Genomic DNA, 22650 nt, shown 5'->3' with positions numbered 1-22650 from the left:
TGCGGGTGCGCAGCCGGCCAGAGGTGTCGGCATCCTGAGCACGGCCACGGGTGACCGCACCCGGATCCCCCTGCGATCGTCGACGGACACGCCTTGCCAGGCCCGTCACCCGGTCGGAGGGATCGATGGACCACCCACGCCGCCTGCTCGATGCCGCGCAACAGTTCCACGCGGAGATGGTCGACCGGTTGAGCACGCTCGTCGCGTACGAGTCGGCACCGGGCTCACTGCCCCAACTGGAGTCCTGTGCCGACCTGCTCGCCCGCTGGGGGGAGGAGGTGCTCGGCCGGCCCGCCCGGCGGGTCGTGGTCGACGGCCTGCCGCACCTGCTCTGGCCGGCGGTCGACCAGCGCGTGCTGCTCCTCGGCCACTTCGACACCGTCTTCCCGGTCGGCACGATCCGATCCAGGCCCTTCGCCGTACGCGGGGACGTCGCGACCGGCCCCGGCGTCTGCGACATGAAGGCCGGCATCGTGCAGATGTTCACGGCGCTGCGCCTGGTCGAGGAGACCTCGACGGTGGGCGTACTGCTCAGCTGTGACGAGGAGAGCGGGTCGATCACCTCTCGACCGCTCATCGAGCGGGAGGCACTGCGCTCGGCTGCGGTTCTGGTCTGCGAGGCGGCCACCCCGGACGGGCAGGTGAAGGTGGCCAGGAAGGGCGGCTCGGTCTACCGCCTCACCGTCCGGGGGCGTGCCGCACACGCCGGCGTCGAACCGCAGCGCGGCGTCAACGCCACGGTCGAGGTAGCGCACCAGGTTCTCTCCCTCGGTGCACTCGGCGCGCCGGAGGGCGGGGGCACCTCGGTCACCCCGACCCTGCTCTCCGCCGGCACCACGACCAACACGGTGCCCGAGCGCGCCAGCCTCTCCGTCGACGTCCGAGCCTGGACCACCGACGAACTCGAACGCGTCGACCACGCCATCCGTGGGCTGGTGCCGTACCTGCCCGAGGCGACGCTCGCGGTGCAGGGCGGGATCAACCGCTATCCGATGTCCCCGGAACTCGCACGCCCCCTCCTGGAGCTGGCCCAGTCGATCGCCGGCCAACTCGGCATCCCGAACCTCGTCGGCGCGTACGCCGCCGGTGCGTCCGACGGCAACTTCACCGCCGCGCTGGGCGTACCGACCCTGGACGGGCTGGGCGCGGTCGGCGGCGGGGCGCACTCCGCCGACGAGTACGTCTGCCTGGACCGCATGCCGGAGCGGACGGCACTGCTGGCCGGACTCGTCGACACGCTCCGCACCGCCGAGCGTCTCGTACCGCGACGCATCGACGAAATCCCGTAACGTGCTCACCGTCGGCGAACGACCGGCAGCGAGGGGTCGGCGTCGGCATGACCACGGGACAGCGCTCGGGATCGCGCATTCCGCTGCTCGGAGTAGAGGAGGAGTTCCTCGTCGTCGACGGCGCCCGGGGCGAGGTCGTACCCGAGGCAGCGACTGTCGTCGACGGCGCCCGACCGGCCCTCGGCGCCCGGGTGGGTGGCGAGATCACCAAGCTCCAGGTCGAGACCCGCACCGATCCGTGCCGGAGCCTGGACGAACTCGGCGGGCAACTCGTCGAGGGCCGCGCCGCCGTGCAGGCCGCGGCCCGGTCGGCCGGCCTGCGGGTGATCGCCAGCGGCTCGCCGGTGCTCGGTCGCGCCGTGCCGCCGCCCATCACCGAGGGGCCACGCCAGGACCGGGGCACCGCCACCTTCCGTGGGCTGCACGACGAACTGGCGATCTGCGCCCTGCACGTCCACCTGGAGCAGCCCGACCGGGACCGCGCCGTGCTGATCGGCAACCACCTGCGGCAACACCTGCCGGTGTTTCTCGCCCTCTCGGCGAACTCGCCCTACTGGGCCGAGCGCGACACCGGTTACGCGAGCTGGCGCAGCGTCACCTGGGGACGTTGGCCGGTGGCCGGCCCGCCGCCGTTCCTGAGGTCGGCACGGCAGTACGACGACCATGTGCAGACACTGCTCGAGGCGGGCGCACTGGTCGACCACGGCACGATCTTCTGGGATCTCCGGCTGTCGACGAAGTACCCCACGCTGGAGGTGCGGGTCGCCGACGTACCCCTCACCGCCGCCGAGTCCGTGGCACACGCCGCCCTGGTGCGGGCGCTGGCGGTCGTCGCAGGTGATGCCGTCGACCGGGGGGACGAGGGACCGGAGTTGGCGCCCGAGCTGATCCGGCTCGCGTACTGGCGGGCCGCCCGCGACGGAATGGGCGGGTACGGCGTCGACGTCACCACGGGACGGCTGCTGCCCGCCGCGACCCTCGCCGAGCGCCTGGTCGAGCTGGCCCGACCGGCGCTGGACGAGTCGGGTGACCGCGAGCGGGTCGAGGACTGGCTGGCCCGGCTCGGCACGGACGGCGACGGTGCGACCCGCCAGCGGGCGGCGGCGGCGCTGCGCGGACGCCTGACCGACGTGGTCGACGAGATCGCCAACCAGACCGCCCCCGATGCGCCCGCGCGCGATGCGTCCCCATCCGACGTGCCAGCAGTGTCCCCGTCCGACGGGTCGGTATCCGGCCCGCCGGCGAGCGGGTGAAGAAAGCACGCCGGCATAACGCGAATCGCCCCCGCCTCGGAAATGCTGGAGGAACCGGACGCGGCGGCAGGCAGCCCTCCCGCCGACGGCCGGCAGACCCGATCAGGGGAGGCCCCAGGTGACCGACGCCTACCTGCTACCCAAGATCCCGATCCGGCATCACCGGCGGCCGCCGGCGGAGATGGTGCGCGAGGCCGAGGCGTTCGCGGAACGGATGGCGCAGCGCCGTTCGGTACGTGACTTCGCCCCCGATCCCGTACCCGACGCGGTGATCGAGGCCGCCATCCGGGCCGCCTCGACCGCGCCCAGCGGTGCCAACGTGCAGCCGTGGCGGTTCGTCGTACTCACCGACCCGGCCCGTAAACGCCGGCTGCGCGAGGCGGCCGAGGCCGAGGAGCGCGCCTTCTACGACCGCCGCGCCTCGAAGGAGTGGCTGGAGGCGATCGCCGGCTTCGGCACCGACTGGCGCAAGCCGTTCCTGGAGACCGCGCCGGCCGTGATCGTCGTCTTCGAGATCCACCAGGGGCCGCACAGCCCGAAGCCGTACTACGTCAAGGAGTCCGTCGGCATCGCGGTCGGCCTGCTGATCACCGCCCTGCACCACGCCGGTCTGGTGACCCTGACCCACACGCCCAGCCCGATGCGGTTCCTCAACGAGGTGTGCGAGCGCCCGCCGGAGGAGCGCCCGCACGTGGTGATGCCGGTCGGGTACCCCACGCCGGACGCCCGAGTGCCCGACCTGACCCGCAAGCCCCTCGACGAGGTCATGGTCCGGTGGTGAGATCCCTGGTCAGGAACTCGACGAGCGGCTCGACGTGCCGGTCCGGGCGCCGCCACTGCGCGAGCAGATCCTCCAGCAGGTGCTGCTCGGCAACCAGCTCCGCGCCACGGTACCGCCGGATCACCGGGTGGATGAAGGCGCTCTCCCGGGCCCGGTCCGGGGTCGGGTGCCGGTCGATGGCGAAGACGTCACCGTAGTCGTCGCGCCCCCACCGCAGCGCGAGCGTGTACCAGTGCGGAACGGCCGCGAAGCGCTGCACGGCGTAGTCCTCCGGCAGGTCCTCGTAGTGGTGGAAGTCGCCTGTGACGTGGTCGCGGACGAAGACGTCGCAGAGGTACTCGAACTGGGTCCAGAGCGCCGAGGACCAGTTGACCCGGTCCAGCATCAGTTTGGCCAGCGACGCGGCCTCGGCAGGTGTCGTCGTGAACGGCAGCGGGACGTCCTCGTACCGCTCGCGCAGGATCCGGGTGAACGTGCGGAGGTTGTACCGAAAACCGTCGATGAACGGCGACGACGCGTGCTTGACGTCCCGGGCCTGGGCGATCGTGCCGGCGAAGTAGAGGCCGTCGACGTTGCTCGACTGCCAGTCGGGGCGTAACCCGGGCATCCGGCCGTCCCGCACCATCTCGGGCCGGCACGTCTCGTCGAACATCGTGGTGTCCATCCGGAAGCCGGTGCAGCGCAGTACCGCGTGGTAGTCGAGCACGGCCGTCTCACCGTCGGCGTGGGTGTACGTGATCGACACCTGGTACCGCCCGTCGACCGGGCGGATCTCGTCGATGGTGCAGTCGAGCACCGAGTGCAACGTCTTGAACTGGTAACTGTCCAGAATGGCGCCGTACTGGCCACGGACGTCTCCGGGATGCTTGGTGTTCCAGGCGAGCCGCAGCGGTTGCCGGCTGGCGAGGTGCACCATCGACGCCCGGCCGAGGATCGCCGACGCGGTCTCGAAGGCGGAGTTCCCCTTGCCGATGATCAGCACCCGCTGGCCGTCGTACGCCGTGGGCTCGATGACCATGTCCTCGTACCCGACGGCGTGCTCGATGCCCTTGATCGCCGGTACGAACGGTCGGCCCCAGCCGGTCGCGACGACGAGGCAGTGCGCGCGCACGTCCCCCCGGTCGGTCCGTACCGTGAAACCGTCGTCCGTCCGGGTGATCCGCTCGACCGTTGTGCCGTACCGGACGTTGAGCTGGTGGACCCGCTGGAACTCGGCGAGGTAGCGCACCAGGTCGTCGGCGGCGGGCAGATACTCCTCGCTGAACTTCGGGAACAGCAGATCCGGGCAGTCGTTGAGCAGCGAGTTCCAGTCCCAGCGCAGCCGGATCTCGGGATCGGTGCTGTCGGTGTGCACCTTGTTCAGCGAGATCAGCCGGCGATGGCGTGGGAACCGCCGGAAGAACCCGCCCGGTGCGTCGGCACTTTCGAGCGTCAGGTAATCGGCGCGGTGCTGCGCAAGGTAGTAGCTCAGCTGGAGTCCGGCGGGTCCCGCCCCGACGATGACGTACCTGTGCTCGTTGTCGACCATCCCGGACCCTTCGACGCAAGAGGTGAGTCCATCGACGATGGAATGGATAGTGGAGTGTGTCAATGCCGCCCGTCGACCCGTACGCGAAGCCGTCGGCGGTCGGTGACGCCGCCGAGGCGCTCGCCGCCGTCACCGGGGCGGTCTCGGTCTGACGGGCGACCATCCGGTACCGGGGCGGGCGCGGCAGTCGTACTTTGGACGGATCTGTAAGACGCACCGCCGTTCGTACGATGGTCCCGTGCACCCTCGCCTGCGTGCCGTGCTGGCCGAGCCGCGCGCCCCACACGCCCCGCCCCGGGTCTGGCGCGACTGGGCGCTGCTCGCCGTCTTCGCGCCGGTGATCGTGCTGGAGGGCGTCCTCCGGCCCGACCTGCCGTGGCGGGTTGGTTGCGTCGTCATCGCCCTCGCGCTGCTGCCCACCCTGCTGTGGCGGCGTACCCGGCCGCTCGCGACCGTGGCTACCGCGTTCGGCTTCACCGCGGTCGCCCCGCTCGTGCTGCCGGGCGATGCCTGCGACATGTACGCGTCGACCTTCATGCTCCTGCTCTGCTACGCGCTGTTCCGCTGGGGCTCCGGCCGGGACGTGGTGCTCGGTGCGGTCTTCGTGGCCGCCAAGGTGGCCGTCACCGGCCTGACCGGCTCGATCACCGGCGGCGAGGTGGTCGCCGGCTTCGCGGTGGTCTTCGCCGTCGCCACGCTGGGAGTCGCGGTCCGGTTCCGGGCCGCCGCCCGGCTGCGGGAGTTCGACCGGGTCAAACTGCTGGAGCGGGAGCGGCTCGCCCGGGACCTGCACGACACGGTGGCCCACCACGTGTCGGCGATGGCGATCCGGGCCCAGGCCGGCATCGCCGCGTCGGCCAGCCAGCCGGGCGCCGCCGTCGAGGCGCTCCGGGTGATCGAGGCCGAGGCGTCCCGCGCGCTCGCCGAGATGCGCGCGATGGTCCGGGTGCTGCGCCGTGACCAGCCCGCCGAGCTGGCGCCGAGCCCACGGGTCGCCGACATCGAGCGGCTCGCCGGCCGCTTCCGGGCCGGGCCGGCGGTGGACGTGCAGCTCCGCGGCGATCTCGACGACCTTCCGCCGACGGTCGGCTCCGCCCTCTACCGCCTCGCCCAGGAGTCGGTAACCAACGCCCGCCGGCACGCCCGGCACGCCACCCGGATCGAGGTCAGCGTCGCCGCCGACGAGACCCTGGTCCGCCTGCGGGTCAGCGACGACGGCGAGCCCCGTCCGGCCGGCCCGTCCGGCTTCGGCCTGGTCGGCATGATGGAACGGGCCGGGCTGCTCGGCGGCACCTGCGAAGCCGGCCCCAACCCTGACCGTGGCTGGACCGTGACGGCGGTGCTGCCGCGCTCCGGGGTCGGTTCGTGACGGTGCGGGTGCTGGTCGCGGACGACCAGGAGATCGTCCGTACCGGCCTGACCATGATCTTGAACGCTCAGCCCGGCATCGAGGTCGTCGGCGAGGCCGGCGACGGCCGCCGGGCGGTCGAACTCGCCAGGCGGCTCCGTCCCGACGTGTGCCTGCTCGACATCCGGATGCCCGGAATGGACGGCATCGAGGCCACCAGGGCGCTCGCCGGGCCGTCGGTCGCGGAACCGCTCGCGGTGGTCGTCATCACCACCTTCGATCTCGACGACTACGTGTACGCGGCACTGCGCGCCGGTGCCCGCGGCTTCCTGCTCAAGGACGCCGGCCCCGACCTGCTGGCCCAGGCCGTGCACGCGGCGGCCAACGGAGACGCGCTGATCGCGCCGAGCGTCGCCACCCGGCTGCTGAAGGCGTTCGCCGAGGCGGGGCCGGCCGGGCCGCCGAAGCAGCCGATCGAGGCGCTCACCGACCGGGAGGAGCAGGTGCTGGTCGCGGTCGCGCGCGGGCGTACCAACCGGGAGATCGCCGACGAGCTCTACATCACGCTGAGCACCGTCAAGTCGCACGTCACCAGCCTGATGACCAAACTCGGGGTACGTAACCGGGTCGAGATCGCGATGTGGGCGTACGAGACCGACCGGCACCGTGGTCGTTGACGGCTGCCGCCGAAGGTACGACGATCGGGTACGACCATGGGCCGGGCCGATCGCGGCCCTTGTGCCGATGAGCCGGGGCGGGTACGGCGGCCACCATCGACGACATGACGAGACGCGAGTGGCGGCTGCCGGCCGCGCTGATCCTGCTTGGCCTGATCCCGATGATCGCCGGAGCGGTGCGGGTGACCGAACTGGGCACCGGCCCGGAGGTGACCCCGGCGAACGCGCGCTTCGTCGCCGACCCGCTGCCGGTGGTGTCGCACGTCGTCAGCGCGGTGCTCTACACGATCCTGGGTGCATTCCAGTTCGTGCCCAGCCTGCGCCGGCACGGCTGGCACCGCCTCGCCGGCCGGGTGCTCGTCCCCTGTGGACTCGTGGTCGCCCTCTCCGGGCTGTGGATGACGCTCGGCTACGACCTGCCGGCCCATGACAACGACGTACTCGCCGTGCTGCGGCTCGTCTTCGGCTCGGCGATGGCCGTCTCGATCCTGCTCGGTCTCGCCGCCGCGCTGCGTCGGGACTTCACCCGGCACCGGGCGTGGATGGCACGCGGTTACGCGATCGCCCTCGGCGCCGGCACGCAGGCGTTCACCCACGCGCCGTACGTGGCGGCGACCGGTGAACAGCCCGACGGGAACGTACGCGCCGCGCTGGTGGCCGCCGGATGGCTGATCAACCTCGCCGTGGCCGAGTGGTACCTGCGCCGGCCGGCCCGTACACCCCGCCGGCCGCGTGTCGCCGCCGCCGGATGAGGTACCGGCGCCACCATGATCAGCACGGTATGCGGCCCGGAGTGGATTTCCGGCCGGGATCGGCCTGTGACAGCCCTCGCCGAGCCGGACAGGTAGGGGGTATGGACGACGAAGGAAAACACCTATGAGCGACGCTGACCCGGGCGGCCGGGCGGAGCGTTTCCGTGCCCTGCACCTGGAGACGTACCCGGATCTGCTGCGCTTCGTCGAGCGGCGGGTGCCGGCCAGCGAGGCCGAGGACATCGTGTCGATGGTCTTCCTGACGGCGTGGCGGCGCTTCGACGAACTGCCTGACGACACCCGGCCGTGGCTCTTCGCGGTGGCCCGCAACACCATGGCGAACCAGGCCCGGGGCTGGTTGCGGCGCCGAGCGCTGGACGTACGGCTGGGGTCGTTGCAGGTACCCGATGGCCCCGACGAATCCGCGGGTGCGGCGGCCCGGGTCGACCTGGCGCGTGCCTGGGCGGCCCTGGGTGCGGCGGACCGTGAGGTTCTCGCGTTGGTCGCGTTCGACGGTCTGACCGCCGAGCAGGCGGCCGTCGTGTTGGGCTGCCGAAGGTCGACGTTCGCGATGCGGCTCAGCCGGGCCCGGCGACGCCTCCAGTCCGCCCTGGAACCGGCCGGGTCGACCACCCGCTCGTCTCTCCGCCCTCACCCGCTCAAGGAGCAGCAGTCGTGGACGCAGGCATGAAGGATCTGGAGCAACTGTCGATGCTCGACCCGGCCCGGGAGCGTACCCCCACCGAGATGGAGTGGGCGCGCTCGCAGGCGTTCGTCGAGCGGGTGCTGGCCGGCGAGGTGACCCGGAAGCCGGCTCGGCGGCCGGTGGGCCGTTGGCTGGGGGTGGGCGTCGTCGCGGCCCTGGTCGTGCCGGTACTGCTGCCGGGCGCGGCGGAGAAGGCGATCGCGTCCTGGACCGCCACGCCCAGTGCGCGCACCGGGGAACAGGTGCTCCCGCAGGCGCGCACGTGCGGCGCGAACGATGTCGGCGGGGGCTCGTCCACGGTACGCCCGGCCGACGTGCTCCTGGCCGAGCAGCGCGGAATCGCGACGTTGCTCATCCTGCGGAAGAGCAACGGCGTCGTGGTGGAGTGCCTCAGCGTGGACGGGGAGCAGTTCGCCTCGATGTCACTTGCCGACAGCGGGCCGCTGCCCACCCCGCCGGCCAACACGGTCAACCTGGAGACGATGAGTTCCCTCGGGAGCGGCGGCGGCATGTGGTCGAACATCATCGGTCTGGTGGGGCCGGGTGTCACCGGGGTGGAGGTGCGGCTCGACGACGGCAGGCACTTCCAGGCCAGTGTGAAGGCCGGCTGGTGGGCGGCCTGGTGGCCGGGGCCGGAGGGCGGCGAGGTCGACCACCTCACGGTACTCGTGCACTCCGCCGCCGGTACGACCAGCCACCGCCCCTCCGAACTTCCCTGACGGCTGGCCGGGGCGCGCACGTTCCCAGGCTTTCAGCGGCGGCCCGGCGGCTTTCCGACAGCGGGCCGGCGGTGGGGGACCCGGTTGGGTCTCCCACCGCCGGTCGGTGTTCTCGGTCAGCGTTGCAGCGTCAGCAGACCCGGCCGGTAGGGCAGGAGGCCGTAGTCGCCGCCGGAGTTGGGGGAACGCCCCTGGTAGAGCAGGCGCAGGTTACAAGGATCGACGGTCATCGTCTGGTCCGCGTTGCTGCGGATCAGCTCGCCGTGGCTGATGTCGTTGGTCCAGGTGGCGCCGCTGTTCGCCTTGCCGGCGAACGGGTTGCTCTCGGTCGCCGCCTGCGGCGTCCAGGTGCCGCCCAGGCTGGTGGCGGTGAACGAGCGGAAGTAGCGGCCCTGCGAGCCGATCGCCTCGACGAGCATCAGGTACCGGTTCTGGCCCTGGAGCTTGTAGACCTGGACGCCCTCGAACAGGTTGTTCGTCGAGTCGGTCATGATGGTCGTGTAGTTCGAGCCGAAGCTGCCGGGGAAGTTTCCGATCGGCATGCTGGCCCGGTAGATCCGGCCGTTGTCCCCGGCGAAGAACAGGTACATGTTCTGGTCGTCGCCGATCAGCGCCTGGTCGATGGGCCCGGTGCCGGAGTTGGAGATGCTGCCGGTGAAGAGCGTCTGGTGCGCCGACCAGCTGTTCACGTTGGTGGGGTCGGTCGAGGTCCGGTAGGAGAAGGCGGGCCCACCCCACTGGTACGCGAGCACCCAGACGTTGCGGGGGGCGAAGTAGAACAGCGATGGCGCGACAGCGGAGAACGGCATCGCGTTCTGGCTGGCCGAGCCCATCTCCGACCAGTTCGTGAAGAGGCCGAAGTTCATCGAGCCCCAGCTCGTCCCGGTGTCGTGCGTCGTGGCGTAGACCAGTTGCCTGCCGTTGTAGGGGGCGTGGGTGAAGTCCTTCAGCGACACCCATCCGGACCTCGGCTGGGCCAGCGCGCCTGTCGACGACCAACGGTACGACGACGGCAGGTTGCAGGTTCCGGTTGGCGGTGGCGTCGTCGGCGGTGTGGTGGGGGTACCGCCACCGCTGAGCCGGACGAGTTGCCACTGCTGGTTGGCGCCGTTCCAGTCGTCGTACTGCACGATGTTTCCACCGTCGGCGGTCGAGGCGCCCTGCACCTCCACCACCTTGTTGCTGTTCCGGTTGATCAGCCGGACGTAGCCACCGTCGGAGTCGGCCAGCCGGAACTGCTGGTTGGTTCCGTTGGTGTCGCTCCACTGGACGATGCTGCCACCGTTGGCGGTCGACCAGTTGTAGACGTCGAGGACCTTGCCGGAGAGGCGGGACCGCAGCCGGTAGTAGCCGCCGCCGGAGTCCACGAACTGCCACTGCTGCTGGTTGCCGTCGTTCCGGGCCCACTGGGTGATCCGCGCGCCGTCGTTGGTGGCCAGGTTGTACACGTCGAGCGCCTTGCCGCTGTTGCGGTTGACCAGCACATACCACGCGCTGGTGTCGACCGTCGCAGCAGATGCCGGAACCGGACCGAACGCCACCGCCGCGGTGGCGACGAGGGCCGGCACCACGCTGAGGACGAGCGCGGACCGCCAGCGGCGTCGCCGGACCCGGGGTGTGGCCGGGCTGGCCGGTTCTGGACCCGGCGTGCCTGGTGGCGCCTTCGCCACGACATCCATAGTCTTTCTCCTTTGCCGAACCACCCGGGGCGCTGTCCGCCACGCGTGGCAGTGGTGGGGTTCCTCGCATTCCCTTCGACGACACGAAAGCGCGGGTGACCGGCAGTCGTCTGTCATTCAGGTGTGCGGACCGGACGGGCTGGATTGCCTGGTCACGCGCTGATCCGTCCTCCTCGGGGCGCCGGAACCGAACAGTGTTACCGCTAACATGACCAGCTGTGCAGTCTCACGGACATTAAGTGAGACACGAGGGAGCCGCTCTGGCGGATGTACGGCATATTGCCAGAGTGTTTCGAGGGATTCAAGGGGCGGACGTCAATGTGTAAATCGACGTGCAGAACCGTGCGGCGGGATGGCTTACTGCGGACGACCCCGACGTGTTCCGGGTCGGCCGATAACACTTTTCCGACCGGGAGAGTCGGGCGGGGCGCACGACAAATTCAAACGGCGTTTTCTGTTATCGATGCCGGTTCTGCGCGGTCGTGCGCCGTACTGTCGAACCGAACCCCAGCGTTACACCGGCCCCACCGACGTTCTCAGCCGGCTGGCCCGTGACTCCAGGTGGCGTCGCTCGGCGAGACTGGCGGTGGCCTTCGCGGCGCGCCGGTAGTCCTGGTACGCCCCGGTCGGGTCGCCGATCCGCTCGCGCAGGTGCGCCCGTACGGACAACAGCCGGTGGTTACCGGCCATCCGCTCGTCACCGTCCAACGTGGCGAGCAGGGCCAGCCCGGCCGGCGGACCCTCGACCTCGGCGAGCGCGATCGCCCGGTTGAGGGTGACCATCGGATTCGGAGCGATCCGTTCCAGGATCAGATAGAGGGCGTGCACCTGGCGCCAGTCGGTTTCCTCGGCGGTGGTCGCGTCGTCGTGCGTGGCGGCGATGGCGGCCTGGAGTTGGTAAGGCCCCAGCGCCGGGCCGGCCAACGAGGCCTTGACCAACTCGGTGCCCTCGTCGATCAGTCCACGGTCCCACCTCGTGCGGTCCTGCTCGTCCAGCGGAATCAGGTCGCCGGACGCCGTGGTGCGGGCCCGCCAGCGGGCGTGGGTGAGCAGCATCAGCGCCAACAGCCCCCGCACCTCGTCGTCACGGGGGAGTTGTGCGTGCACCAGCCTGGTCAGCCGGATCGCCTCGTGCGCGAGGTCGGCCCGGTGCAGGTCGGTGCCGGAGGAGGCGGTGTAACCCTCGTTGAAGATCAGGTAGAGCACCTGTAGGACGGCTCGTAGCCGCTCCTCCCGCTCCGCACCCTCCTTTGGCAGCCGGAACGAGCTGCCGGCCGCCTTGATGCGCTGCTTGGCCCGGCTGATCCGGGCCGCCATCGTGGGCTCCGGGACCAGGAACGCGCGGGCGATCTCGGCGGTGGTCAGGCCGCCGACCGCCCGCAGGGTCAGGGCGATCTGCGATGCCGGGGTCAGCGTCGGATGACAACACAGGAAGAGCAGGACGAGCGTGTCGTCGGTGTCCGGTACGTCCTCGGGTGCCGATTCGAGGGCGGCGGCCGACTCCCGGTCGCGGCGGGCGCGGTCGCTGCGCATCTCGTCGATGAGCCGACGGGTGGCGACCGTCAGCAACCAGCCGCGCGGGTTGTCGGGTACCCCCTCGGCCGGCCACTGCGCGGTGGCGGCGAGCACCGCCTCCTGTACCGCGTCCTCGCATCCTTCGAACTGGCCGTGCCGACGTAGCAACACGCCGAGGACCTGCGGCGCGAGTTCGCGCAGCAGGTCCTCGAAAGCCGGTGCCGTCACGCCTCCAATTGTCCGTCAGCGAACATCACCTGCCGCACCTCGACGCCCAGGCCGTCGATCGCGCTGTCCGGAATCCGCGACGCCAGCTCGACGGCCCGCTCCTTGCTCTCGCAGTCGACCAGGTAGAACCCGCCCAGGTACTCCTTGGCTTCCACGAACGGCCCGTCGGTGATCACGGGCTGGCCGTTGCGGACGGCCACCACGGTCGCCTGTGACGGGTCGACAAGCGCCAGCGTGTTGATCAGTTCTCCGGACTCCTTGAGCGCCTCGAGGAACCTGCCGTGGCCGTCACCGATCGCCGCCCTCTCCTCGTCGGTCAGCGCGTCCAGCACGGCCGGGTTGATATGCAGGCTGATCAGGAACTTCATCTCGTACTCCTCGTGCTTCGCGGGCCCGGGCCGGGCCGCTTCCGCCGGTTGGTCGGAGCCGCCGCCGCCAGCTTGACATCCCAGCCGGGGACGTTCCGACGAGTTTGTCAGCGTCGCCTCGCCCGGACCGTGGGCTCGCCGCCACCTCATCTCCGACTCGCTGGCCGGTGCGGTCGCCGCCAGCCGGCATCTTTGGCCAGCCAGGGCGCAGCCACCGGACGGCAGCCGGGCACGGGCAAAGGCGGCGTGGTGACCCCGTGGACATGGTACTAATTTCGACGTAATTGTCGGGAGAGACGGGGACCGGTGGCGGAGGCTCGATCGGGGTGGATCCTGCGTGGCCAGGGGGCCGCCCGCCGGACCTCCTACCTGGAACTCCTCTTCGACCTGGGCCTCATCGTCGCGCTCACCCGGCTCTCCGACCGGCTGACCGGCGCCCTCGGCTGGGACCACGTGCTGGAAACCCTGGTCCTGCTCGCCGCGGTCTGGTGGGTCTGGACGGTCACCGCGTACACCACCGACTGGTACGACCCCAGCCTGCCGTTGGTGCAGTTGATCGTCATCGGTGTCCTCCTCGGCGGGCTGCTGATGTCACTGGCGGTCAGCAGTGCATTCGAGGGAGGCAGCGGGATCGCCTTCGCCGCGTCGTACGTCGGCCTGCACCTCTGTCGCGGACTCGTCCTGGTCACCGCGCTGCGCGGCCACGTGCTGCGGTTGCGGGCCATGCGGGTGCTGGTCTGGTTCTGCCTGACCGGCGTGCTGTGGCTGGCCGGCGCCTTCCTGCCCAGCACGTGGCGGTTGGTGCTCTGGGCGATCGCGATCACCATGGACTTCGCGGTCGGCTTCTTCGGCTATCCACTGCCCCGGCTCGGCCGGTCGGGGGCCGAGGAACTCCGGGTGGGCGGGGAGCACCTGTCGGAACGCTACCGGCAGATGTTCATCGTCACCCTCGGTGAGATCATCCTGGTCGGGATACGGCTGTACGGCGACCCGCCGTTCGCGTCGCTGAAGACCGCGGCCGTGATCCTGCTCTTCGTGATGACCGTGACGATGTGGCGGATCTACATCGTCTACGTCGCCGATCACTTCGCCACCGGGATCGACCGGGCCACCAATCCCGGTCGGATCGCACTGATCGCCGCCTACGCCCACCTGGTCATGGTGGCCGGGGTCGTACTGGTCGCCGCCGCCGGGGACATCGTCGTCAAGAATCCCACCGGCGCGGTCGATTCCACCCAACTGGCCGTGGTGGTCGCCGGTCCGCTGGTGTTCCTCGCCGGCCGCAGCGTGTACGCGCTCGTGGTGTTCCGGGCGATGCTGTGGCGGCTGCCCATCGGCGTGGTCGCCCTGCTGGCGGCGGCGGTACTGACGCAGGGGCTGCCTCCGATCGCGATGAGTGCCGTGATCGCCGCCGCAATGATGGTGATCGCCTTCGTTCCGCACTTCGGCAGGCCGATCCACCGCGGTCGTTGGAACATCTGCACCCGGTGGTGATCCGGGGCGCCCGTCGGTCAGTACGGCGATCCCGGCACGTTCAGCTCGATCTGGTACAGCCCGAAGTTGCCCCACGTTCCGGAGGTGATGAACAGGGTCCGGCCGTCGGGGCCGCCGAACGCGGCGTTCGTGCTGTTCCGGCCCGCGGAGATCGTGCCCAGCCGCTCGCCGGTCGGGGCGAAGACGTGGATCCGGCCGTCGGTGTGCGAGGCCCAGTAGATGTTGCCGGCGCAGTCGACCGTGGCGCCGTCCGGGCTGGCCAGGCTGGCGAAGACGGTACGCCCGCCGACGCTGCCGTCGGGGTACACGTCGTACCTGAAGATGGTGTTCTGGGCGAACCCGCCCACGTAGAGGGTGGTCTCGTCAGGCGAGAGCACGACGCCGTTGGGTTGGCCCACGGTGCCGTCGACCAGGAACACCTCACCGTCGCCGCTCACCCGGAAGACCCCGGTCATCCCGGCCATCTCGTCCGGCCGGTTGCCGCGTTGGAAGTTCGGGTCGGTGACGTAGACGGTGCCGTCAGCGCGGACGGTGAGGTCGTTCGGGGAGTTGAACCGCCGTCCCTGGTAGCCGCTCGCCAGTTGGCTCCGGCTACGGTCGGCCAGCAGGTACGCCGACACGCTGCGCTGGTCGTGGGTGGCGGCGAGGATCCGGGTGCCGTCCGCGCTCACGGCCAGCCCGTTGCTGCCGGCGTTGTCGAGGAACACGTCGAAGGTGGCCGGCGGGGTGAACCGGCGGATCGTCGACGGCTGCACGTTCTCCGGGCCCGTACCTCCGCGCATGTCGGAGAGGAGCAGTTGACCCGATCCGGCGAGCCAGACCGGTCCCTCCAGGAAGGTGAATCCGCCACCGATCCTCGTGGCGGTCAGGGAGGGGGCGGGTAGCGGCGCCGGATAGGTGGCACCCGGGGTGCAGGGACCGGTCGGGCCGGCGAGGAGCCCGCCATCCACGGGGTTGCCGGCGGGTACGGTGTCGCCGGCATTCGCCGCGCCTGTGACACCGGTGCTGATGGTCAGGGCGGTCAGCAGCGTCAGGGCACCGGACAGGGCTGCTCGGGCGGATCGTCGGGGCATCGGTCGAATCCACCTCTCCACAGGCACCGTATCGACGTCTATGTATATCACGATGTCGTCGGTGGGTGTTCGTCGATGTCGACACGCTGCCCGGCCCGGTGGCGACGCGCGGCTGCCCGGTCCGGCATGCCAGTGCACCCACACCCGGCGGGCAATTTAGTGAGGCCCGTCCATATTGACGTTCGGCGTCGTCGGCGACAGGATCTCCGCACCACCAGCAGCGTGATCCCCTGGGAGGCGCCATGTCCCGTCCCCGCCCGAGGCTCCTGCGGACAGCCGCCCGGCTGACCGCGCTCGCCGTAGCCGCCGCCGGCGTGCTGCTCACCGTCGCCACACCCGCGAGTGCCGCGGTTCCCGCCGGCCGGTACGTCGCGCTGGGCGACTCGTACACCGCCGGTCCGCTGATCCCCACCCAGGTCGACCTGAACTGCCTACGGTCCAACCGCAACTATCCGTCGCTGGTCGCCGCGTCCGCCGGATCGTCGTCCCTGGCCGACGTGAGCTGCTCCGGCGCCACCACGAACGACATCCTCAACGGCGGCAGCGGCCAACTCGGCATCGCGGTACCACCGCAGCTGAGCGCGGTCACCTCGAACACGGCGCTGGTGACGGTGCAGATCGGCGGCAACGACATCGGCTTCTCCGGCATCATCAGCGCCTGCGCGGAGGCGAGCCTCAGCAGTCCACTGGGATCGCCGTGCAAGAACCGGTACACCAGCGGGGGCACCGACCAGTTGCAGGCCCGGATCGCGGCCACCGCGCCGAAGGTGACCGCCGTGCTACAGGCGGTCCGCCAGGCCGCGCCGAACGCCCGGGTGGTGGTGCTCGGCTACCCGGCGATCGTGCCGGACACCGGATACGGCTGCTGGCCGGTGGTCCCGATCGCCTACCAGGACGTGCCCTACCTGCGCGGCATCGCCAAGTCGCTGAACGCGATGCTGGCCAGTACCGCGACCGCGAACGGCGCCACCTACGCCGACGTCTACACCCCGTCGATCGGCCGCGACACCTGCAAGAGCAGTGGTACCCGGTGGGTCGAGGGGCTCGTGCCACAGAACTCCGCCGCGCCCTTCCACCCGAACGCCCGGGGCGAGCAGGGCATGGCCAACGCCCTGCTCGCGACGCTGAACGGCTGATCGCCCCCGACCGTCGAGCCGGCCCCGCCTGACGAGGTTCAGCTGCTCGCCACGTCAGGCGGGTCCTCGCTACGTCAGGCGGGTCCTCGGCATTTCAGGCGGTGGCCCGGCCGGCCAGCGCCCGGAGGTGGCTACCGCCGCCGAGGGCGCGCAGTGCGTTGAGGATGACGGCCACGTCGATGCCCTCCTGGAGAAACGCCCCGGCCACCGGAGGAAGCAGCCCGAAGGCGGCAGCCACCATCGCCAGCACCGCCATTCCCATGCCCACGGCCGCGCTCTGCACCGCGATCGCGCGGGACCGGCGAGCGATCTCCACCACGTCGGCCAGCCGGTCCAGCCGGTCCACCGACAGCACCGCGTCGGCCACCTCGGCCGAGGCGGTCGCCCCGGTCGCGCCCAGCGCCACCCCGACACCGGCGGTCGCCAACGCGGGCGCGTCGTTGATGCCGTCGCCGACCATCACCGTCACCACCCGCTCGGACTCGGCCCGGACCCGGTCGACCTTCTGCTGCGGCGAGCAGCGGGCCACCACGTCGTCCACCCCGACCGCGCGGGCGACCCGCTCGGCGACCTCCGGCCGGTCACCGGTCACCATGACCAGCCGACGGAACCCGGCCTGCCGCAACCGCCGTACGGTGTCGACCGCATCCGGGCGTACCGGGTCGCGCAGCAGCACCGCTCCGGCGAGTACGCCGTCCAGGCTCACCCACACCGCCGACAGGCCGTTCGACTCCGCCTCCCGCCGTTCGCGTACGGCCCAGTCCGGCAGGTCACCGCCGTGCTGTCCGACCCGGACCAGCCGGCCGTCGACCCGGCCGCAGACCCCCTGTCCGGGCTCCTCGGTCACGTCGGCGGGCAGCGCCAGCCGCATGCCCTGATCCCTTGCCTTCCGCACGATCGCGGCAGCCAGTACGTGCGAGGAGAGCTGTTCGACCGAGGCGGCCAGCCGCAGCAACTCGTCGACGTCGCCACCGGGCGCGGTCACCACCCCGGCCGTCTCCGGACGTCCCGTGGTCAACGTTCCGGTCTTGTCCAGCAGCAGGGTCCGGGCCCGGCCCAGCAGTTCCAGCGAGCCGCCGTTGCGGACCAGCACGCCGCGCCGCGCCGCGCGGGACAGCCCGGAGACGATCGCGATCGGGGTGGCCAGCAGCAGCGGGCACGGAGTCGCCACCACCAGGACCGCGACCGCCCGGACGAACTGCCCGGAGGCGCCCCAGGCGATCCCGGCCAGCGCCAGGGTGAACGGCACGAACGCCGCCGAGTACCTGTCGGCCAGCCGTACCATCGGCGCCTTCTCCGCGTTCGCCTCCTCGGCCAGCCGGACGATTCCCGCGTACGTGCTCTCGGCCGCCGTGGCGGTGGCCCGCAGTCCCAACGCCGCACCCGCGTTGACCACGCCACTGACCAACCGATCTCCTGCCCGGCGCTCGACCGGCTGGGACTCGCCGGTCACCGCCGACTCGTCCAGCGTCACGGCATCCTCGGCGACGCCGTCCACCGGTACGACATCACCGGGGCCGACCAGCAGCCGGTCGCCCGCACGGACGTCGCGTACGTCCACGTCCTGGATCCCGCCGTCCGGAGTACGGCGACGTGCCCGGCGCGGCGCCCGGGCCAGCAGCTCGTGCAGGTCACGGGTCGCCCGCCCCTGCGCGTAGCTCTCCAGGGTGTGCCCGCTGGCCAGCATCAGCGCCACCACCGCCCCGGCCAGGTACTCGCCCACCAGCAGGGAGGTGAGCATGGCCAGGGTCGCGATCACGTCCACGCCGATCCGGTGCCGCCGTAGCGACTGGACCAACCAGCGCAGCGTCACCAGCAGGGTGACCGAGGCCGTCGCCGCCCAGCAGATGTTGGCGGCCCCGCGCCGCCCGGCGAGCCACAGGCCCGCACCGACAAGGACCGGCACCGCCAGGGCGGCCAGCGGGGCGAAGGCACGCCACCTGCGCCAGCGTCCCGCCAGGGATCCGCGCACGCTCCCACCCCCGGGTCGAGCCGTGGCCCGCCACCCCGGACCGCCGACGGCGTGCCGAGCTGCGGGCCGGGCTCCGCCACCGGGGCCGGGGGTTCCGCCTCACCGGACGGCGGTGTGTCGTAACCAGGGTCTCAACCGGCCGTGGCTGACGTGGACGAAACGTCAGGATTCGGGTACGGCGATCAGCAGCGGAAGTGGCTCTCGGCTGTCAGCGGCAGTCCTGTCGGTGCGGTACGCCGACCGGCCCGGCTCCCGGCCTGGTCCACTGCGGCACGGGACGGCCGTCCCTGCGCCACCTCGTGCAGGTCGGTTCCTGCGGCCAGCCCTCCGGTGAGTCCTCCCAGACCTCCTGCCGGCCGTAGACGGTCAGGTCGAGCAGCCGGTGCGACGACATCATCGCTTCGACGCCCCGGCCGGTCGTCTCGTACGTCAGGAAGAACCGGTCGTCGCGGCGCAGGAAGCAGACGATCTCGCCGCCGCCGGCGTAGGCCGGGTCCTCGATGCCGTGCGTGGAGTACCACGGGTGCTGGTAGCCCATGAAGTCCCGGAAGGGAGCCAGCTCCTCGTACGGCCCCTCGCAGAAGACCGCGAAGGAGATGCCGCGCTCCTCCAGGTAGGCCGCGTTCTGGAAGTCCCAGATGCTGGCGGTGCAGCCCTCGCACTGGTCCTCGAACGGCTTTCCGAGGTGCCACATGTGCCGGTAGACGACGAGTTGGTCACGGCCGGCGAAGATGTCCGCCAGCGGTGTCGGGCCGTCCGCCCCGATGAGCGACATCGGCGTTATCTCGGTCATCGGCAGGCGGCGCCGGGCGGCGGCGATCGCGTCGCCCTCGCGCGTGTGCGCCTTCTCGCGGGCGAGCAGAGCCTCCCGCTCGCCGAGCCAGGTCTCGCGATCGACGACCGGCGGGGCGGCGGGGGTCGTGGTGTGGGTGATTGACATGTCGCTATCCTAAACATAGCTGACACTTGCTTGACCATAGATAGACGGAAAGGTTGTGAGGCGGTCGTGCCGACCAAGCGGACCTTCCGGGATCTCGGCGACGCCTGCCGGGCCGCGAATGCTCTCGACCTGGTGGGGGATCGATGGACCCTGATCGTGGTGCGCGAGGTGATTCTCGGGCCCAAGCGCTTCACCGACCTGCAGGAATCCGTCCGTGGCATCACCCCGGCCGTGCTCACCGACCGGCTGCGGTCGCTGCGGGAGGCCGGGATCGTCGAGCAGGTCGTCCTGCCGGACCTGGCCCGCACCCGCGCCTACGTCGCGACGGACTGGGGCCGCAAACTGGAGTCGGTTCTGGAATCGCTGGGGCGTTGGTACTCCGCCGGCCCCGACCCGGGCACTGTCGGCGGGATGACTCCCGACGGGACGGCCATCGCCATGCGGACGATGGCTCCGGAGGTGCCGGGCCAGCTGCCGGTGCTGGCCCTCCGCCTGTACGACGGCCGGCGCCCCGACCCGCCGACGCACGACTACCGGGTGACCACGGTCGGCGGGCGGCTCGACGTCCGGGCGGGTGTGGCCAGCCGGCCGGCGGCGACGGTGACCGCCGAGTCGACGGTGTGGAGCGGTCTCCTCTTCGACGGTGTGCCACTCGCCCGGGCCGAGCGCGACGGGACCGTACACATCGACGGCGACCGGGAAGCCGTGCTACGGATCGTGCGTCTCTACGCCTGAGAGAGATCCTGCGTCTCTATGCCTGAGCAGGATCCTGCGTCGCTACGCCCGGGCAGGTCGTCGACCCACTCGCGGATCTCCGTCAGCCACTGTCGGGCCGGAACAGCCGCGGCGCGAAGTCGATGAGATTCTTCTGCCACGCGTCCCAGCCGTGCGGGCCTGCCGTCACCCCGGCGAACTCGTACCGGATCCCGAGGGTGTCGAAGGTCGCCATCGTGGACAACACGATGGGGTAGACGAAGTCCGTCTCGTTGCCGGTGTACATCCGCAGCAGCTTGGTGCCCTCGTTGACCGCCGCCACGTCGAAGCCGGTGGAGTTGAACACCCCGGCGGAGAAGGTGCCGATGTAGGCGAACTCGCCCGGATGCCGCTTGAGGATGTCGAGAGCCTGGAACCCACCCATCGACAGGCCGGCGAGCGCCTGCCGGGCCGGTTCGTGCGAGATGTGGTACGCCGACCGGGCCGCCGGGACGACGTTGTCCAGCAACTCCCTGCCGAAGTCCGGCACGTTGCCGTTGCTCATCACCACCACCATCGGCACGAGCTTGCCGTCCCGGAAGCCGTTGTCGAGGATCTGCCTGGCGCGGCCCATCTCCACCCAGTCGGTGTAGTTCTGGCCGCTGCCGTGTTGCAGGTAGAGCACCGGATACGGCTCCGCACGACCGGGATCGTATCCGGGCGGCGTCCAGACGTACGCGGTGCGTTCGGCCGAGACCACGGTGCTGGTGTAGGTGAGGGTCGCGAGCGTGCCACCCCGACCGGCCGGTACGTCGGTGAGCGGACGGGCGGCCCGGCCAGGGGCGAGGAAGGTGCTCCAGGTCGGCTCCGAGGTGACGCGCGTCGGGTTCGCGGTGTCCTTCCTCGACTCCAGGTCGACGATGAACTTGTAGTAGTAGAACCAGGGCTTGAGTGGACCCACCGTTCCCCGCCACCGGTCACCGACGCGGGTGAGCGGAACATTGACCCAGCTTCCGCCCGGCGCCCAGTTGCCCCAGAGGGTCACCCGGTCCGCGCTCGCGAACTCGCTGCCCGTCTCGACGGTGGCGAAGGTGTCTCCGTTGGCGTCCCGGGTGAGCCACGGCGTCGGCGTGGTGCCCGGTGCCGGCGTCACGAACTCCCGGATCAACGGCAGGTGGCCGACGCTCGGACGGTGGTCGCGGACCGGCCGGAACAACCGCGGCAGGAAGTCCGCCAGGTTCTCTCGCCAGGCGTTCCAGGTGTGGCCGTCGTCCGGGTTCACCCCGTCGAAGTCGTGCCGCACCCCGGCCCGGTCGAGCAGGCGCAGGGTCCGGTAGGTCGGGTTGTACGCGGGGTCGGTCATGTTCCCGCTGTACAGGCGCAGCAGCCGGGTTCCGGCGTTGACGGCCCGGCCGTCGATCCGGAGGTGCTCGTCGGTCAGCGGGCCGGCGAACGAGCCCAGGTAACCGAACTCCCCGGGGCGGGTCAGGGCGGAGCGCAGCACTCGGGTACCGCTGACCGAGGCGCCGGCGAGCGCGCGGCGCGCGGGGTCGTCGGCGATGTTGTACCCGCGCCGGACCGCCCGCGCGATGGCGCGTAGCTCCTGCTGGAAATCGGCGGCGTCGCCGTCACCGAGCACTACCACCATGGGCTCGATCCGCCGCTGCACGGCGAGGTTGTCGAGGATCTGCCTGGCGCGTCCGAGGTCGAGCCAGTCGGTACGGCCGCCCACCGCGCCCTGCTGGAGATAGAGCACCGGGTACGGCTGGCGCCGGTCCGGGTCGTAGCCGGGTGGGGTCCACACGGTGGCGGAGCGCGTATGCCGAGGCCCGGCCGGGTAGCTGACCGTGCCGAGGGTACCGCCCTGACCGTCCGGCACGTCCGCGAGCAGGCTCGCCGAGTCACCCGGAACGAGGAAGGTGCTCCAGGTCGGGTCGGAGGTGACAGTGGTGGCGTTGGTCGGGTCCTTGAGGACCTTGGTGCCGTCGGCCCGGATCCGGTAGCGGTACAGCCCCGGTCGCAGTGGACCGATCACCGAGGTCCAGGCGTCCCCGGAACGTCCGAGGCCCAGGTCGGCGAGGGCGAAGGACGGGCCGAAGTCCGCCTCGACGACGACGTTCGACACCGTGCCGAACGCGCTTTCGAGGTCGGCTGCCGGAACCCGGAACGACGCGAAACCGCCTGTCACGCTGAGCCACGGGGTCGCCGCCGGCGCCGGCTGGGCTCCGGCCAGCGCGACGGTCGCCCCCAGGACGAGGGTGCCGAACACCGCCAGGCAGCGTACGCCGGTACGGCATGTCCGCCACCACTGCTGAGCTGCCCCTGCCATTGCCCCAACTCCTCGCGCCGTGCTGGGCGGCGACCCGAGGTCGGCTCCGTGCCCGTCGCCCAGCAAAGTGGCGTGCCGGCCGCCAACCGGGCAGGTCGGCTGCGACGAACGCCCTTGCTTTGCGCGGTTGCCCAGGCACTCCGGCAGGTCGTCGGCCGAGCTGAGCACCG

The 22650-nt window shown here is 71.1% G+C and carries 19 protein-coding genes; 11 read left to right on the top strand and 8 right to left on the bottom strand.

Features of this window, described 5'->3' with window-relative positions; translation table 11 throughout:
* The first annotated feature begins 125 nt into the window (after window positions 1-125).
* From CLT71_RS07420 to CLT71_RS07410, 3 genes are all read left to right on the top strand, one after another.
* Window positions 126-1289, top strand: a complete 1164-nt coding sequence (locus tag CLT71_RS07420) for a M20 family metallopeptidase (RefSeq protein WP_101366456.1) — start codon at window positions 126-128, stop codon at window positions 1287-1289.
* Window positions 1290-1336: 47 nt separating this feature from the next.
* Window positions 1337-2542 (top strand): glutamate--cysteine ligase, encoded by a 1206-nt coding sequence (locus tag CLT71_RS07415; protein ID WP_101366455.1) that lies wholly within the window; start codon window positions 1337-1339, stop codon window positions 2540-2542.
* A gap of 181 nt (window positions 2543-2723) precedes the next feature.
* Window positions 2724-3323, top strand: coding sequence for a nitroreductase family protein (locus CLT71_RS07410; RefSeq protein ID WP_101371231.1), 600 nt, complete (start codon window positions 2724-2726; stop codon window positions 3321-3323).
* Here the strand turns inward: CLT71_RS07410 and CLT71_RS07405 are convergent.
* On the bottom strand, window positions 3307-4851 hold the full coding sequence (locus tag CLT71_RS07405) for an NAD(P)-binding domain-containing protein (protein WP_101366454.1): 1545 nt from the start codon (window positions 4849-4851) through the stop codon (window positions 3307-3309). The two genes, CLT71_RS07410 and CLT71_RS07405, sit on opposite strands and share 17 nt — an antisense overlap.
* A 238-nt stretch (window positions 4852-5089) precedes the next feature.
* Between CLT71_RS07405 and CLT71_RS07400 the strand changes: the two genes are divergently transcribed.
* From CLT71_RS07400 to CLT71_RS07380, 5 genes are all read left to right on the top strand, one after another.
* Window positions 5090-6220 (top strand): sensor histidine kinase, encoded by a 1131-nt coding sequence (locus CLT71_RS07400; protein WP_101366453.1) that lies wholly within the window; start codon window positions 5090-5092, stop codon window positions 6218-6220.
* A complete protein-coding gene (locus CLT71_RS07395) occupies window positions 6217-6876 on the top strand; it encodes a response regulator transcription factor (protein WP_101366452.1) in 660 nt (219 codons plus the stop codon). Before CLT71_RS07400 ends, CLT71_RS07395 begins: the two co-directional genes overlap by 4 nt.
* Before the next feature lie 104 nt (window positions 6877-6980).
* On the top strand, window positions 6981-7628 hold the full coding sequence (locus tag CLT71_RS07390; RefSeq protein ID WP_101366451.1) for a DUF2306 domain-containing protein: 648 nt from the start codon (window positions 6981-6983) through the stop codon (window positions 7626-7628).
* Between the two features lie 124 nt (window positions 7629-7752).
* Entirely contained in the window at window positions 7753-8319 is a 567-nt protein-coding gene (locus CLT71_RS07385) for an RNA polymerase sigma factor (RefSeq protein WP_101366450.1), read from the top strand.
* Entirely contained in the window at window positions 8304-9053 is a 750-nt protein-coding gene (locus CLT71_RS07380) for a hypothetical protein (RefSeq protein ID WP_143743397.1), read from the top strand. Before CLT71_RS07385 ends, CLT71_RS07380 begins: the two co-directional genes overlap by 16 nt.
* 116 nt (window positions 9054-9169) lie before the next feature.
* On the opposite strand, the gene CLT71_RS07375 is transcribed toward CLT71_RS07380, so the two are convergent.
* The 3 genes from CLT71_RS07375 to CLT71_RS07365 all read right to left on the bottom strand — a co-directional run bounded on the left by CLT71_RS07375 (window position 9170) and on the right by CLT71_RS07365 (window position 12843).
* The gene (locus CLT71_RS07375; protein ID WP_199187541.1) at window positions 9170-10732 is read right to left on the bottom strand and encodes a non-reducing end alpha-L-arabinofuranosidase family hydrolase; all 1563 of its coding nucleotides are present in this window, start codon (window positions 10730-10732) and stop codon (window positions 9170-9172) included.
* A 513-nt stretch (window positions 10733-11245) separates the two neighbouring features.
* Window positions 11246-12475, bottom strand: coding sequence for a sigma-70 family RNA polymerase sigma factor (locus CLT71_RS07370; protein ID WP_101366448.1), 1230 nt, complete (start codon window positions 12473-12475; stop codon window positions 11246-11248).
* Entirely contained in the window at window positions 12472-12843 is a 372-nt protein-coding gene (locus tag CLT71_RS07365) for a YciI family protein (protein WP_101366447.1), read from the bottom strand. Before CLT71_RS07365 ends, CLT71_RS07370 begins: the two co-directional genes overlap by 4 nt.
* 306 nt (window positions 12844-13149) lie before the next feature.
* Here CLT71_RS07365 and CLT71_RS07360 point away from each other — a divergent pair, with 306 nt between their 5' ends.
* Entirely contained in the window at window positions 13150-14337 is a 1188-nt protein-coding gene (locus tag CLT71_RS07360) for a low temperature requirement protein A (protein WP_101366446.1), read from the top strand.
* A gap of 17 nt (window positions 14338-14354) precedes the next feature.
* On the opposite strand, the gene CLT71_RS07355 is transcribed toward CLT71_RS07360, so the two are convergent.
* Window positions 14355-15410 carry an SMP-30/gluconolactonase/LRE family protein gene (locus CLT71_RS07355; protein ID WP_101366445.1) on the bottom strand — a complete coding sequence of 352 codons (1056 nt, stop codon included), beginning with the start codon at window positions 15408-15410 and terminating at the stop codon, window positions 14355-14357.
* Window positions 15411-15652: 242 nt separating this feature from the next.
* Between CLT71_RS07355 and CLT71_RS07350 the strand changes: the two genes are divergently transcribed.
* Window positions 15653-16546, top strand: coding sequence for an SGNH/GDSL hydrolase family protein (locus CLT71_RS07350; RefSeq protein ID WP_101366444.1), 894 nt, complete (start codon window positions 15653-15655; stop codon window positions 16544-16546).
* 94 nt (window positions 16547-16640) lie between these two features.
* Here CLT71_RS07350 and CLT71_RS07345 read toward each other — a convergent pair whose 3' ends face one another.
* Window positions 16641-18518: a heavy metal translocating P-type ATPase gene (locus CLT71_RS07345; protein ID WP_101366443.1), complete on the bottom strand. Its 1878-nt coding sequence runs from the start codon at window positions 18516-18518 to the stop codon at window positions 16641-16643.
* 208 nt (window positions 18519-18726) lie between these two features.
* Window positions 18727-19458: a DUF899 family protein gene (locus tag CLT71_RS07340; protein WP_101366442.1), complete on the bottom strand. Its 732-nt coding sequence runs from the start codon at window positions 19456-19458 to the stop codon at window positions 18727-18729.
* A gap of 66 nt (window positions 19459-19524) precedes the next feature.
* On the opposite strand from CLT71_RS07340, the gene CLT71_RS07335 reads away from it, so the two are divergent.
* Window positions 19525-20193 (top strand): winged helix-turn-helix transcriptional regulator, encoded by a 669-nt coding sequence (locus CLT71_RS07335; protein ID WP_158242200.1) that lies wholly within the window; start codon window positions 19525-19527, stop codon window positions 20191-20193.
* 82 nt (window positions 20194-20275) lie between these two features.
* Here the strand turns inward: CLT71_RS07335 and CLT71_RS07330 are convergent, their stop codons facing one another.
* Window positions 20276-22480, bottom strand: a complete 2205-nt coding sequence (locus CLT71_RS07330; protein WP_101366440.1) for an alpha/beta hydrolase-fold protein — start codon at window positions 22478-22480, stop codon at window positions 20276-20278.
* Window positions 22481-22650 lie beyond the last annotated feature (170 nt).

Source organism: Plantactinospora sp. CNZ320 (genome assembly GCF_002846275.1).
Note: the sequence above shows the minus strand (reverse complement) of the source record. Positions and strands in the feature narration are given on the sequence as shown.

Coding starts and splice junctions, on each gene's coding strand:
- CLT71_RS07410 (WP_101371231.1), top strand. CDS start 2,724: ATGGTGCGCGAGGCCGAGGCGTTCGCGGAACGGATGGCGCAGCGCCGT.
- CLT71_RS07375 (WP_199187541.1), bottom strand. CDS start 10,732: ATGGATGTCGTGGCGAAGGCGCCACCAGGCACGCCGGGTCCAGAACCG.
- CLT71_RS07385 (WP_101366450.1), top strand. CDS start 7,753: ATGAGCGACGCTGACCCGGGCGGCCGGGCGGAGCGTTTCCGTGCCCTG.
- CLT71_RS07390 (WP_101366451.1), top strand. CDS start 6,981: ATGACGAGACGCGAGTGGCGGCTGCCGGCCGCGCTGATCCTGCTTGGC.
- CLT71_RS07365 (WP_101366447.1), bottom strand. CDS start 12,843: ATGAAGTTCCTGATCAGCCTGCATATCAACCCGGCCGTGCTGGACGCG.
- CLT71_RS07420 (WP_101366456.1), top strand. CDS start 126: ATGGACCACCCACGCCGCCTGCTCGATGCCGCGCAACAGTTCCACGCG.
- CLT71_RS07330 (WP_101366440.1), bottom strand. CDS start 22,480: ATGGCAGGGGCAGCTCAGCAGTGGTGGCGGACATGCCGTACCGGCGTA.
- CLT71_RS07340 (WP_101366442.1), bottom strand. CDS start 19,458: ATGTCAATCACCCACACCACGACCCCCGCCGCCCCGCCGGTCGTCGAT.
- CLT71_RS07415 (WP_101366455.1), top strand. CDS start 1,337: ATGACCACGGGACAGCGCTCGGGATCGCGCATTCCGCTGCTCGGAGTA.
- CLT71_RS07405 (WP_101366454.1), bottom strand. CDS start 4,851: ATGGTCGACAACGAGCACAGGTACGTCATCGTCGGGGCGGGACCCGCC.
- CLT71_RS07355 (WP_101366445.1), bottom strand. CDS start 15,410: ATGCCCCGACGATCCGCCCGAGCAGCCCTGTCCGGTGCCCTGACGCTG.
- CLT71_RS07350 (WP_101366444.1), top strand. CDS start 15,653: ATGTCCCGTCCCCGCCCGAGGCTCCTGCGGACAGCCGCCCGGCTGACC.